We start from the raw sequence: 13,440 nt of genomic DNA, 5'->3' as shown, positions 1-13,440 counted from the left end.
TCCATACAGCAACATCTAAAATATAAAATAATGACTAACATAAAACATTTAGCAATAATAATGGACGGCAATGCTCGTTGGGCAGATTGGCATAACTTAACAAAATCTGAAGGACATAAAGCAGGTGCCGATAAAATTCGTGAATTACTGCCTGAGGTTATTAACCTTAATATACCTTATATAACTTTATATACTTTCTCTTCCGAAAATTGGCAACGCTCAAACACGGAGGTAGATTTCTTAATAAAATTATTAAGTATTTATTTAAAAAATGAATTAAACAGTTTACATAAAAACGGCGTTAAAATAAAAGTAATAGGTAGACTGAATTTATTAAGTAGCTCATTGCAAAAACAAATAAATAATGCTATAGAATTAACAGAAAATAATAATAAAATAACACTTTGTATAGCTTTTAGTTATGGAAGTCGCCAAGAAATAGTTGATGCATGCACAAAAATTATTGCAAGCGGTAAAAAAGAAGTAAGTGAAAGTGATATACAACATGCTTTATATGATCCAGAAATGCCGGATGTAGATTTATTAATAAGAGCGGGCGGGGTTTATCGCATCAGTAATTTCTTGCTTTGGCAGGCAGCTTATGCTGAATTATATTTCTCACCCAAATATTGGCCTGATTTTAATAAAGATGATATACTAGAAGCTATAAATGATTACTCAAAAAGGAAAAGAACATTTGGCAAAAGATAAACAAAATATATACTTAAGAATCCTGTCCGGTGTAGTTTTAGTGCCGTTATTTGTTGTAGCTATATTATGGTTTAAGCCTTTATTTTATATTCTAATGATATTAGTGGGTGTAGGAATGTTAAGTGAATGGTATAATATGACCTACTCTTCTATACCGTATTCAGTACTGGGACTAATTATTATCCCGATGCCTATAGCTCTATTAATATTATTGGAAGATACTAATAAATGGCTTATTATGCTTTATTTTTGCATTATTTGGTCTGTAGATACTTTTGCAATGATTGGAGGCAAAACTTTTAAAGGAGCAAAGCTTGCTCCAAAAATCAGTCCTAAAAAAACTTGGAGCGGTTTAGTTACAGGAATATTATCAGCAGGTTTGGTTGCGGTATTAGTGAGTCTTATACCAAACTTTCATATTGAAAATTACTATTTTTTAAATAAAATTTATTTGTTTATAATTAGTTGTATATTAGCATTAATAGCTCAATCAAGTGATTTATTTATTTCATATTTTAAACGAAAATTTAATATTAACGATAGTGGGCATATAATACCCGGTCACGGAGGAGTGCTAGACAGATTTGATAGTATTATTTTAACCGCTCCGGTATTATTTTTTATGAATATATATTTATGATACTACATTTAAACAATCATTCTAAAAAAATAATTTTAAATATCTTTTTAGCTTTACTGCTTGGATATTTTGTTTTTCATTGCATATATGGGAACAAAGGGATTATTGCATATTTAAAAGTAAATAGGCAGCTTGAAAAAGCTTATGATGAACTGAAAGGGTTACGAGCAGAAAGAGTAGAACTTGAACATAACGTCAAATTACTCCGAACGGAATCGCTAAATAAAGATATGTTGGAAGAACAAGCAAAGAAAGTTTTAGGAGTAGCTGCTCCAAATGAGCAGGTGTTTACAATAAAAGACACACCTAGTCAAAGGTAGGTATCGTCATTGCAAGCAACTAAAGCTGTGGTTGCATGACGCTTGTGTCATTCCCGCTTCTGCGGGAATGACATAGAATAAATGAGCAGAACATCCAAAACAACATGATTAAAAAAGAATTAAATATAATTTATGACTATAAAAATTTATCAAAACGACCTACCTGATAATTTTGAACTTGAAGGAGATATCGCTATAGATACCGAAACAATGGGCTTAAATCTACATAGAGATAAACTATGTTTGCTACAATTTAGTAACGGCAATGGTGAAGCCCATCTTGTTCATTTTGTAAATCAAGATTACACTGCTCCTAATTTAAAAGCGTTATTGCTAGATAAAACTAGATGCAAGATATTTCATTTTGCTAGATTTGATTTAGCATCTATAAAACAATATTTAAGTATAGATTTAGAAAATATATTTTGTACTAAAATATCTTCAAAACTAGTTAGAACCTATACAGATAACCACGGTCTTAAGGATTTATGCCGAGAATTGCTTAATATAAATATTTCAAAACAACAACAATCTTCCTATTGGGGTACTGACAATTTATCTTCAGAACAAAAAGAATATGCAGCAAAAGATGTGCTTTATTTGCATCAGTTAAAAGATATGTTACAAAAAATGCTACTGAGAGAAAATAGGCTCGAGCTTGCCCATGATATTTTTCGTTTTTTACCAACAAGAGCTAATTTAGACCTTATCGGTTGGAATGAAATCGATATTTTTATGCATTAATTTAAATTAAGATAAGTTAATAAAGATATTAAATGTATTAACATAGTAAATTGACTTCAAGTATAAAATCCTGCACTCTATTTAAAGAGGGCATCGATGTAATACTCTATGATTTTGACTCTATGTCTTTGCTACAGAAGAGGCATTGTTGCGTGGTTTGGAAAACGCACTTGGTGTCATCCAGTGGCTTGACCACGGGATCCAAAAATATAACTTAAAATACTAATAATTATTAGTATTTTTAACTGGGCAATGGAGTGACACTGAGTAGTTCTTCTCACAATAACAATGCACACAATATAGTAAATTTAGTTGGATTCGGATACAAGGAGCGAGGAGCAAACCCTATAAATAATAGGCTAGACGATGAATAACGCAGTAGGTGAGTTCAAATCAATTAACTATAATATTCACAATTTTACGAGGCACGAGAATAATCTTCTTCGGTTCTTTTCCTGCTAAAAATTTTTGTACCTTTGGCAAATTGACAGTAATTTGCTTTATTGCATCTTCACTTGCGGCAGTTTTAAACTTATAGGTATCACGGAGTTTGCCGTTAACCTGCACTGCCATAATATACGTATCTAACTCTAGCATTGACTCATCAAATGCAGGAAAATCTGATTTATATAACCGCTCTTTATTACCAAGCTTCTGCCAAATTTCTTCTGTAATATGTGGGATAAAAGGATTGAGTAGCTGTACTAAAATATTAAAGCCATGCCTTACAGTGTTTACATCAATTTTATCTTTGGATATTTCAGAGGATATAGCATTAGCAAGCTCACGCATACGTGCTATCGCTCTGTTTAGGGCAAAATGCTTTATATCTTCTGCGACGTGCTTTATAGTAAAATGAACTAACCTATTCAACTCTTTGTTAATATAACTTGCTTCTAAAGGTAATTTGTACATCGATCCGGTACTCGCATCTTCACGTACTAAAGTGTACGCTGCGGTGCTGCGTTCGGTGTTTCCTTCAAATTCCTCTTTATTAGCTTCGTTATATAAAAATTTTATTGCCTCAAACATTTGCTCAAGCTTATTAATAAAACGTGAGCAGCCTTCAATACCGCTTACAAACCATTCTAGATCTTTCTCAGGTGGACTATCGGACAGTACAAAAAGCCTAATAGCATCTGCCCCATATTGCTTTTGCATTGTCTCAAGATCGATGAGATTCTTTTTAGACTTACTCATCTTCTCAATGCGTCCCTGCACTACTCTATCATTGCTTTCCTTACGAAAAAATTCATTACCCTTTTTAACTACTTCTTCAGGATATAACCAATTATTATGTTCATCTTTATAAGTAGCATGCAACACCATACCTTGAGTAAATAACCCTTTAAAAGGTTCTCGAACGCTTACGTAATGCTGTTCGTTCATTACTTTTGTAAAAAACCTTGCATATAATAAATGCATAACGGCGTGCTCGATACCGCCTATATATTTATCGACAGGAAGCCAATAATCACAAGCTTTTTTATCGGTCATCTCTGTAGCATTGCTATTGCAATATCTCGTAAAATACCAAGATGATTCAAAAAATGTATCAAAAGTATCGGTTTCACGAATAGCCGGCTTATTGCATTTCGGACAATTAACATGTTTCCAACTAGGATGATGAGCAAGAGGATTACCGTGACCGTCAAAACTAACATCATCAGGTAACGTAACTGGTAAGTCTTTGTAAGGTACTGGAACTATGCCGCAAGCTTCACAATGAATCATAGGAATCGGACAACCCCAAAAACGCTGCCTTGAAATCCCCCAATCTTTTAGACGATAATTTATGGTGCATTTACCTATCTCTAATTTTTCAAACTCCTCGATTACTTTTTGTTTTGCTTCATTACTAGTTAAGCCGTTTAGAAAATTTGAGTTAACCAAAATTCCATCTTCCGTATAAGGGGTCTTTTGTACATCAATATCCGTTTCAATTACCTTCTTAATAGTTAAATTCATTTTAACAGCTAATTCATGATCACGTTCATCATGAGCAGGGCAACCGAAAACAGCACCGGTACCGTAATCCATTAACACGAAATTAGTAATAATAACCGGTAAAACTATATTTGAATCGAAAGGATGAGTAACATAAAGACCTGTAAATACACCTTCCTTTTCAGCTTTATCAAGCTCAACAGAACAGGTTATATTTGCACATTTAGCTATAAAATTCGATATTTCAGGTGTTTTAGAAACTAATCGTTCTATTATCGGATGATTAAAGGCAATTCCTATAAAGCCAGCACCAAAAATGGTTTCAGGTTTTGTTGAAAATACTTCTATAGTAGTATCTTCATTATCCTTAATTTTGAAATGAAAATTAGCACCTATCGATTTACCAATCCATTTCTCTTGCATAGAGCGGACTGCTTCAGGCCACTCTTTTAAATTCTGAATTTCGTTTAATAATTCTTCAGCATAATCAGTGATTTTTAAGAACCATTGCTTTAAATAACGTTTCTCAACTACTGCACCTGAACGCCAACCACGCCCGTCTACAACTTGCTCATTCGCAAGCACGGTATTATCAACCGGATCCCAATTAACAAGTGATTCTTTTTGATAAGCAAGATTTCTCTCATAAAGCTCTAAAAAGAATTTCTGCTCATGTTTATAATACTGCGGATCACAACTATTTATCTCTCTAGACCAAGCATAAGAAAAGCCCATAGATTTTAGCTGCTTTTTCATATTCTCGATATTGGAATAAGTCCAATCTTTCGGATGAGAATTATTTTTTATTGCGGCATTTTCGGCAGGTAGCCCAAAAGCATCCCAGCCCATCGGATGAAGCACGTTAAAACCTTGCATAGTCATAAACCTTGCAATCACATCACCTATAGAATAGTTGCGTACGTGACCTAAATGGATTTTACCGGAAGGATAAGGCAGCATTGCAAGTACGTAATATTTTGGCTTGCTACTCTCGTTTGATACCTCAAAAGCTTTCTCGTCATGCCAAATTTGCTGCCATTTTTGTTCTATTTGATTCATATCTTCTTTTTAATTTATTTGTCACCCCGCGCGGCTTGACCACGTGGTTTTGTGTCACAGACTGTGGCCTAAGATACTGTGGTCAAGCCACGGGGTGACATACAGGTAATATAATCACCTAGCACTATTAATATATATATCTCTAGCTTTTCTTAAAATTTTATCTTCAAGTGTGATAGCAAGATTTGAGGTATTTTCATTAAGTACCCATTGTTTACTTTTAAGCATTTCTTCAAATACTTTCACTTCAATTGAATCAGGGCTTATTACATTGTCTTTAATAAATATATTGATTTTAAATCGAAAATTAGGATTAGAACGTGGGCTATACCATTCCGTAATAATCACGCCGCCGTTTGAGTCAGCTGATGCAAGAGGAGCAAAACTTATAGCCTCTAATGCTGCTTGCCAAAGATATTTATTAACTGAACCTCCTACAGCTTTAGTAGATTCGTTTTTTACCCTACTAGGTCTAAAAACTAGCCCTTCTTCACCTGCTATAGAACCTACTTCGTCCCATTTCTGCTCTCGTTCTGTTTTTGGATAATCATCCGCTAAGATACTAGTACTTATTGCACTAAGTATAATTACAAAAAATAATCCGATAATTTTTTTCATAACCAATATTTAATTAGGGTGCCTGAGGGAAATAATAGAGAAGCTTTGGCTATTAGTCAAAAATTATTTGAACTAATTGTATGTAATTCATATACCCATCTATGTCGTGCCCGCGTAAGCGGGAATCCTTAATTGTCATACCACGACTTGATCGCGGTATCCAGCTAACAATACTAAAATTATTAATACTTTAAGTGTTTTGTTGGATCCCGTGGTCAAGCCATGGGATGACATCGAGTGTGCTTTTTGATCCACGTAATAATGCCTTGCATGAATAACATATAGCTACTCTACACCTTAACAGGCATGACGACAAAAATATCTTTAGGATTCTCAGGAAATTTAATAAGTACTGGTGCTGAAACATCTGAAAAATATAGTTCTACTAAATCCGATTTCACTGCTTTTAAGACATCTTCTAAATATTGTGGATTAAAGCCTATAACTAAAGACTCATCACTATTATATTCATAAAAACTTTCCTTATCTTGTGAAGAATTAATAACCTCTTTTGCGTTACCTCTTGCTTCACCGACAGCACTAATCTCTAAGGTTTCACGAGATAATGATAATTTTACTGCTCTAAATTTTTCAACGGTTATTATCGCTATTCTTTCTATACTATCTGCAAATATTTTTCGATTAATTACTAATTTTGAGCTGCTGCTTTCTGGAATAAAAGCACTATAATCAGGGAAAGTACCGTCTATAAGCTTTGATAGCATAATAGTATTTTCGTTACATATAAATTTAATCTTATTGCTACTTAATAACATTTCTATATCTTCATTTATATTTTTAGGATCTTTAACTATTTTTAAAATTTCTTCTGCACTTTTTTGCGGCAATATAACTCCAAAATTCTTTATTTGTTTTTCTAATGTTACCCATGAAATTGAAAGCCTATGCCCATCGGTACTTGCCGAACAAAACTCTTTGTCTTTTATGTGTAAATAAACACCGTTTAAATTATAACGAGTTTCATCTAAAGAAATCGAAAATTTTGTCGATTCGATTATTTTAGCAAAATCCGTGCAGGAAATTTTAAAACTTGCTTCAGGATTAATACTATCCATTGTAGGAAAAGAACTAACAGGCAAAGTAAATAAATTAAATTTACAATTTTTTCCTTTGATTTCAAGTCCCGTTGTACCGAGATCTGTTAATATAAGCTCAGAATCCGGAAGTTTGCGGACTATATCATTTAGAGTTTTCGTAGAAACGGTAAGTTCACCTTCACTTACTACCTGTACTGCTATTTTTTGACTTAAGTACAAGTCCATATTAGTAGAACTAAGCTCTAGATTGCCGTCTTTTGCCGATAATTTAATGTTTGCATATTCAGGTATTACATTACGTTTTTCAACAACGGAACTTGCAAACCCTAGGGACTGAACTAACGTTTTTGTTTCAACTATTAATTTTAACATATTGTTATTCTCTTAATGTTCCTTGAAATTTTTTCGAGATGGCAGCAACTACATCTTTACTGAACGAATTTAAATCAGTATCAGACAACGTACGATCATCTGCTTGTAGCTCTATTTTAATGGCTATAGATTTTTACCTTCAGGTAATTTATCACCGCTATAAATATCAAATAATATAACTGATTTGACAAGCTTTTTATTAAAATTATTTATATATGATATTATTTCACCAACCCTATGATCTTGATCAACAATAAATGCATAATCTCTAAAACTAGCTTGGAAATCTGATACTGCAAATTCGTCTCTTTTACCGAATTTAGCTTTTATCAACGGCAAATTCGTAATATTTAGCTCGAATGCAAATATTTCCTGATTAATATCGTAATATTTCAAGATTTTAGGGTGTATCTGTCCAAAATGACCTAATAAATTTTTACCAAGCCCTATATTTACTGCTCTAGTTGGATGATAATATTGTGGCAATGCTGTACCATTTGTTGCTATACATTTATCTATAGATAGTCCTGCATAATCTACTACCAGCTCTAAATCACCTTTAAGATCAAAAACATCATAGCCTCGTCCAAGCGAATGAGGATTTTTATTACTATATGAACCGCTTATAATTGCCGTCAAATAAGTTGCTTCTGTATTTAAATCTATAAAACTCGGTCCAACTTCAAAAAAAGCCATATCTTTTACAGAGCGTGCTAGATTTTTACTTGCTATACTTAACAAATTCGGTAGTATAGTAGGACGCATATAATTGTCTCTTATGCTAATAGGATTAAGCAAAAACAACTCTTCTTTTAATTCAGCAAACAACTTTGCATCCTCACTACTCATAAAAGAATTAGTTACTACCTCATCATAGCCTTTGCTTGCTAATATCCTTTTAAAACTGGATATTCTTTTATGCTCTCTTAGTTTATTATTATCTTGGTCTAATTCAGGTAATTTTATGCTTTCTATTTTATCATAGCCGTAAATACGAGCGATTTCTTCAGCTATATCTTCTAAAATAGTTATATCGTGACGCCAAGAAGGAGCTATTACCTTTATAATCTCACCTTTAACATCCGTAACAAATCCTAGTTTATTTAATATAGCTTCTATCTCTTTGATATTTAATTTAATTCCAGTAATTTTTTCTAAATAATATGCTGAAAAATCTAAAGATTTTTTTTGCGGCTCTTTCTCACCGCATTTCACTACTTCCGATACTTCACCATTTCCGCATATTGACAAAATAAGATTAGTCGCTATGTCTAAAGCTTTTTCCGTAAAATTTCTATCGATATTACGCTCATTACGATATCTAGCATCAGTATCAATTTGCAATCTTCGCCCGCTAGCTGCAACCATTTTAGCATTAAAACATGCAGCTTCCAGTATTATATTAGTAGTACTATCAGTACAACTACTCTTAGCCCCGCCAATGACACCGGCAAGACCTTGAATACCGCTTTCATCTTTTATAGCTAAATCATTTTCGGTAAGTAAATATTCTTTTCCGTTTAGGGCGTGGAAAGTAATTGCGTCATTGTTGTCATCCCCACCGCCATCTATGTCATTTCCGCGTAGGCGGGAAGCCATAATAACCTTATCACTATCTAGAGCATCGCTTTTACCATAAGCATTATTAGCCTCCCGCCTACGCGGAAATGACATAGAGGAATATCTCTCAACCACAATCCCCCCACGTATCTTATCCGCATCGTAAACATGCATCGGTTGCCCAAAACTATAAGAAATATAATTTGTTACATCCACTAAGCTTGAAATAGTTTGTACCCCGACATTTTTTAATAACTTCCGTAACCAATCAGGACTTGGTTTATTTTTTAAATTTCTTATTTCTCTAAAAGTAAATAAAGGGCATGCTTCTTTGTCTTGCACTTTAAGCTTCATTTTAGAAGTAAATGTACTCTTTATTTCCGGAATTTCTAGTTCTTTAAGTATTCCGAGTCCTTTTGCCGATAAATCTCTTGCGATACCGTAAACTCCAAGTGCATCACCACGATTAGGAGTAACGTTAATAACAAATATAGGATCATCTAAACCGTAATACTTAGTAAAATTCTCTCCAACTACAGCATCTTCAGAGAGCTCTATAATCCCTTCAGATTCTGAAGCTAGCAGTAATTCCTCTTCAGAGCAAAGCATACCGCAGCTTTTTTCACCTCTAATAATAGATTCCTTAATCTTAAACTTACCATTTGGTATTTCTATTCCGATATTTGCAAGTACTACTTTCATACCTGCTCTTGCATTACTCGCACCACAAACTATTTGTAACATACCGCTTTTAGTCTTAACATCACAAAGCTTTAACTTATCGGCTGACGGGTGAGGTTTAGTACTTGCTATATATGCTACTTCAAATTTTTGTAGCTCTGCCGCTTTATCTATCACCTCTTCTACTTCAAGACCAATAGCTGTTAGGGCTTCGGCAATTTCAGTAACTGAAGCCGATGTCTCTAACAATTGCTTTAACCATGATAACGTAAATTTCATTTCGTCAGCCCTCCTGCTAAACTCGGTATATCAAAGCTCCCAAAATTATAATGTTTAAGCCAACGCATATCTCCTTCAAAAAATTGTCTTAAATCTTTGATATTATATTTTAGCATTGCAAAACGCTCTACCCCCAGCCCAAAAGCAACACCTTGATACTCGCTGCTATCGATACCGACATTTTTAAGCACGTTTGGATGAACCATCCCGCAACCGAGGACCTCAAGCCATTTATCGTGTTTATTCATCCGAATATCAACTTCGGCAGAAGGTTCGGTAAATGGGAAGAAGCTAGGTCTAAAACGTAATTCAATATTAGAATTTTCAAAAAAGTTTTTTATAAATTCTGTGATAACATATTTCAAATGCCCCATATTGATATTTTTATCAATAACAAGTCCTTCTATTTGGTGAAACATCGGCGTATGCGTCATATCCGAATCTGATCTATAAGTCCTACCAGGTGCTATAAACCTAAAAGGCGGTTTGCCGCTTTTCATCGCTCTAATCTGCACTGTTGAGGTATGAGTACGTAATAACAGCGGTTTATTATTTTCTTGACCTTTCAAATAAAAAGTATCATGCATTTGCCTTGCGGGATGGTCATCTTCAAAATTGAGAGCAGTAAAATTATGGAAATCATTCTCGATATTTGGTCCGTTTTCTATAGTAAAACCAAACTGCGAAAATACTTGTATTAACTCCTCACTACATTGTGTTATTGGATGAATAGAACCTTGTTTATATCTCCTTGCAGGGATTGTTAAATCAATTTTATCTGCAGCAAGTTTTAACTTTAGTTCCTGCTCCTCTAAAATTTCTTCTGTTGCTCTTATTATATTCTGTATTTTATCTTTTAATTTATTGATTTTTAAACCAAATTCTTTACGTTCCTGTTCATTTAAACTACCTAGTTTTTTAAGCTCACCGGTCACTATACCGTTTTTACCTAAAAATTCTACTTTATATTCTTGTAGTGCTTTTAAGTTTTGTACTAATAAGATTTTTTCTTCAGCAAGCCTTAATATTGTTTCTATATTTTCCATGATTTTTTTTATTTTGTTTTGTCACCCAATGGCTTGACCACGGGGTCCAGTTTTTTTGAAAATTGTCTGGATATCGTGGTCAAAACCACGTGGTGACATATTAAACCAACACACACTTCATATATCCCTCTTCTATACCTATCAACTTCGCTTTAAATATCTGCCCTATTTCTAAAGGTGTGTCTAGCTTTACCGGAATAAAATTTTCGGTATGGGCGATATTATTATTCTCTACCAATAACTCTACTTTCTGACCTATATGCTTCTTAAAGAACTCAGATAGCTGATTCTGCCCCTCTTGTCTTAGAATTTCAGCTCTTTCTTTCCTTATAGTTTTCGGTACTTGCGGCATACGTGCTGCAGGCGTTCCTTCTCTTTCCGAATAAGGAAAAACATGTAAATATTGTAATGCCGCTTCTGAAATTAATTTTCTTGTATTGTCAAACATTTCAGGAGTTTCAGTCGGGAAACCAGCTATAATATCCGCACCAAAAGATACTTCCGGTCTTATTGCCCGCAGCTTCCGGCAAAACTCTATTACCTTTGCCCTAGTATGCCGTCTTTTCATACGTTTTAATATCATCTCATCGCCTGCTTGCAAGCTAATATGAAAATGCGGCATTATCCTCTCACTATAAGCTATAAGCTCAAAAAGTTCATCATCTATTTCTGCAACATCTATTGAAGATAAACGAAGCCTTTTTAGTTCAGGCACTAAATTTAAAACTCGTTTAATCATTTGTGCAAATGTTGGGCTTCCGGGTAAATCTGAACCGTAAGCGGTAACGTCAACACCGGTAAAAACTACTTCTTTAAAACCGTTTAGTACTAAATACTTTACCTGCTCTGCTATAGCGCCTATTGGTACTGATCTACTTTTACCTCTACCGTAAGGGATAATACAGAAAGTACAAAAATGATCACAACCGTTTTGTACCTGAATAAAAGCACGAGATTTACCGTCAAAGCTACTTACTAAATGACCTACCGTCTCTTTCACCGACATTATATCGTTAACTGCTATTTTTTCATCGGTAATTTGGTAGTAATTATGTAATAACTTCTCTTCATTACCTATAACTTTGTCAACTTCCGGCATATTACCGTACATTTGCGGACTTGTTTGAGCACTACAACCTGTAACGATAATTTTTAAATTGGGATTATTCTTTTTAGCCTTGCGGATAGCTTGTCTTGCTTGTTTCTCAGCTGCTTTAGTTACTGCACAAGTATTGAATATTGCCACATTATCGATACCAGATAATGCCAAGTTTTTTCGTATTATCTCACTTTCGTAAATATTAAGTCTACAGCCAAATGTTATTACTTCTTGCCTTAAATTATTGCTCATAATAATACTCCCCTTGAGCAACTAATTTAGCAGACCCTTGCATTATTATATTACCGTTTTCTTCTTTCATAGTAAGGATGCCATGCTTAAATACCACCATACTTGGTGCATGGATAAAACCGAGCTTTAAACCAGCAGCAAAACTACCGCAAGCTCCGCTTCCGCAAGCAAGTGTGAACCCTACACCGCGCTCCCAAACGGATAAGTATATTTTATTATCTTTTACTTCAGCAAAATTAACGTTTACCCCATCCGCGAATAATTCCTTAGCCTGCAATTTTTCACCGACAATTTTTTGATCTTGAGGCTCTAACTTACTAAAAATAACCAAATGCGGATTACCTATATCAACACAAATAGTTTCCTTTAAATCAATCATATAACGCTCTGCGAGTTCCCAAATTTTATCACGGCTTGGCATCCAAGCTTCATTAAAACTAACACTTCCTACATTAACGCTAATATTATTTTCATCCTCCACATTACATAGCAATTTTTTATTGCATACCATTACGGTAATGTCTTTTTTTCCAGTATCAAGATAAATTAACTTAGCTAAACATCTTGTAGCATTACCGCATAATTTAGCACTAGAGCCATCTATGTTATAGATAATCATCTCATAAAAATCATTATGCTCTTCATAAATAATAAACTGATCGCAACCGATACCTGTATGACGATCAGCCATATTTTTGGCTAGCTGCGATAAATCATATGAACTTAATAAATCTCGTTTGTTAACAATAACAAAATCATTACCAAGACCGTGCATTTTTACAAAATTAATTTTACTAATCATAATGTTTTACATATTAGGAAATTCTATTATAGCAAATTATAGCAAATTTGCTATAATGAAGTTATTATACATAAAAATATAGACTATTATGCTAATTTCACGTTTCTTAGACCCTAAAAATAACTATGCATTTTACAAAATTTTCGGTACGTGAAAAAAACAATGATATACTTATTCATTTCCTAAATGACATTTTAGGTTATACGGGAGCGGAAGTAATTACCGCAGTTACGTTTTTAAAAACTACCTAGG

At 33.8% G+C, this 13,440-nt stretch carries 11 protein-coding genes and 2 pseudogenes; 6 read left to right on the top strand and 7 right to left on the bottom strand.

Going from position 1 to position 13,440, the window contains the following annotated elements; genetic code table 11:
- The first annotated feature begins 30 nt into the window (after positions 1 to 30).
- From uppS to A1C_RS09480, 5 genes and pseudogenes are all read left to right on the top strand, one after another.
- On the top strand, positions 31 to 711 hold the full coding sequence (gene uppS / locus A1C_RS02865) for a polyprenyl diphosphate synthase (RefSeq protein ID WP_012149555.1): 681 nt from the start codon (positions 31 to 33) through the stop codon (positions 709 to 711).
- Positions 671 to 1,351: a phosphatidate cytidylyltransferase gene (locus A1C_RS02860; protein ID WP_012149554.1), complete on the top strand. Its 681-nt coding sequence runs from the start codon at positions 671 to 673 to the stop codon at positions 1,349 to 1,351. The genes uppS and A1C_RS02860 overlap by 41 nt, the downstream gene beginning before the upstream one ends.
- Entirely contained in the window at positions 1,348 to 1,671 is a 324-nt protein-coding gene (locus A1C_RS02855; RefSeq protein ID WP_012149553.1) for an FtsB family cell division protein, read from the top strand. Before A1C_RS02860 ends, A1C_RS02855 begins: the two co-directional genes overlap by 4 nt.
- A 132-nt stretch (positions 1,672 to 1,803) precedes the next feature.
- Positions 1,804 to 2,415, top strand: coding sequence for a ribonuclease D (locus A1C_RS02850; protein WP_012149552.1), 612 nt, complete (start codon positions 1,804 to 1,806; stop codon positions 2,413 to 2,415).
- A gap of 299 nt (positions 2,416 to 2,714) precedes the next feature.
- Positions 2,715 to 2,823 (top strand): annotated as a pseudogene (locus tag A1C_RS09480) (palindromic element RPE2 domain-containing protein); the annotation flags it as partial.
- On the opposite strand, the gene leuS reads toward A1C_RS09480, so the two are convergent.
- The 7 genes and pseudogenes from leuS to dapF all read right to left on the bottom strand — a co-directional run bounded on the left by leuS (position 2,809) and on the right by dapF (position 13,188).
- A complete protein-coding gene (gene leuS, locus A1C_RS02845) occupies positions 2,809 to 5,421 on the bottom strand; it encodes a leucine--tRNA ligase (RefSeq protein WP_012149551.1) in 2,613 nt (870 codons plus the stop codon). The pseudogene A1C_RS09480 and the gene leuS overlap by 15 nt on opposite strands.
- 114 nt (positions 5,422 to 5,535) lie before the next feature.
- Positions 5,536 to 6,039 carry a DUF3576 domain-containing protein gene (locus tag A1C_RS02840; RefSeq protein WP_012149550.1) on the bottom strand — a complete coding sequence of 168 codons (504 nt, stop codon included), beginning with the start codon at positions 6,037 to 6,039 and terminating at the stop codon, positions 5,536 to 5,538.
- Positions 6,040 to 6,329: 290 nt separating this feature from the next.
- Positions 6,330 to 7,469 carry a DNA polymerase III subunit beta gene (gene dnaN / locus A1C_RS02835; protein WP_012149549.1) on the bottom strand — a complete coding sequence of 380 codons (1,140 nt, stop codon included), beginning with the start codon at positions 7,467 to 7,469 and terminating at the stop codon, positions 6,330 to 6,332.
- A 4-nt stretch (positions 7,470 to 7,473) separates the two neighbouring features.
- Positions 7,474 to 9,989: pseudogene (gene pheT, locus A1C_RS02830) on the bottom strand (phenylalanine--tRNA ligase subunit beta).
- Positions 9,986 to 11,035, bottom strand: a complete 1,050-nt coding sequence (gene pheS, locus A1C_RS02825; protein ID WP_012149547.1) for a phenylalanine--tRNA ligase subunit alpha — start codon at positions 11,033 to 11,035, stop codon at positions 9,986 to 9,988. Before pheS ends, pheT begins: the two are co-directional and overlap by 4 nt.
- A 100-nt stretch (positions 11,036 to 11,135) precedes the next feature.
- A complete protein-coding gene (gene mtaB / locus A1C_RS02820; RefSeq protein WP_012149546.1) occupies positions 11,136 to 12,386 on the bottom strand; it encodes a tRNA (N(6)-L-threonylcarbamoyladenosine(37)-C(2))-methylthiotransferase MtaB in 1,251 nt (416 codons plus the stop codon).
- Positions 12,376 to 13,188, bottom strand: a complete 813-nt coding sequence (gene dapF, locus A1C_RS02815; RefSeq protein WP_012149545.1) for a diaminopimelate epimerase — start codon at positions 13,186 to 13,188, stop codon at positions 12,376 to 12,378. The genes mtaB and dapF overlap by 11 nt, the downstream gene beginning before the upstream one ends.
- Before the next feature lie 125 nt (positions 13,189 to 13,313).
- Between dapF and A1C_RS08560 the strand changes: the two genes are divergently transcribed.
- Entirely contained in the window at positions 13,314 to 13,439 is a 126-nt protein-coding gene (locus A1C_RS08560) for an Rpn family recombination-promoting nuclease/putative transposase (RefSeq protein WP_232279076.1), read from the top strand.
- Position 13,440: the final 1 nt, after the last annotated feature.

Source organism: Rickettsia akari str. Hartford (assembly GCF_000018205.1).
In the GTDB taxonomy this organism is placed as follows: domain Bacteria; phylum Pseudomonadota; class Alphaproteobacteria; order Rickettsiales; family Rickettsiaceae; genus Rickettsia; species Rickettsia akari.
The sequence above is the reverse complement of the archived record's forward strand: the minus strand, read 5'-3'. Positions and strand labels throughout refer to the sequence as shown.

Bases quoted from the DNA above. Each gene is read 5' to 3' on its own strand.
- A1C_RS02860 (WP_012149554.1), top strand. From the start codon at position 671: ATGATTACTCAAAAAGGAAAAGAACATTTGGCAAAAGATAAACAAAAT.
- mtaB (WP_012149546.1), bottom strand. From the start codon at position 12,386: ATGAGCAATAATTTAAGGCAAGAAGTAATAACATTTGGCTGTAGACTT.
- pheS (WP_012149547.1), bottom strand. From the start codon at position 11,035: ATGGAAAATATAGAAACAATATTAAGGCTTGCTGAAGAAAAAATCTTA.
- A1C_RS08560 (WP_232279076.1), top strand. From the start codon at position 13,314: ATGCATTTTACAAAATTTTCGGTACGTGAAAAAAACAATGATATACTT.
- A1C_RS02840 (WP_012149550.1), bottom strand. From the start codon at position 6,039: ATGAAAAAAATTATCGGATTATTTTTTGTAATTATACTTAGTGCAATA.
- leuS (WP_012149551.1), bottom strand. From the start codon at position 5,421: ATGAATCAAATAGAACAAAAATGGCAGCAAATTTGGCATGACGAGAAA.
- uppS (WP_012149555.1), top strand. From the start codon at position 31: ATGACTAACATAAAACATTTAGCAATAATAATGGACGGCAATGCTCGT.
- A1C_RS02850 (WP_012149552.1), top strand. From the start codon at position 1,804: ATGACTATAAAAATTTATCAAAACGACCTACCTGATAATTTTGAACTT.
- A1C_RS02855 (WP_012149553.1), top strand. From the start codon at position 1,348: ATGATACTACATTTAAACAATCATTCTAAAAAAATAATTTTAAATATC.
- dapF (WP_012149545.1), bottom strand. From the start codon at position 13,188: ATGATTAGTAAAATTAATTTTGTAAAAATGCACGGTCTTGGTAATGAT.
- dnaN (WP_012149549.1), bottom strand. From the start codon at position 7,469: ATGTTAAAATTAATAGTTGAAACAAAAACGTTAGTTCAGTCCCTAGGG.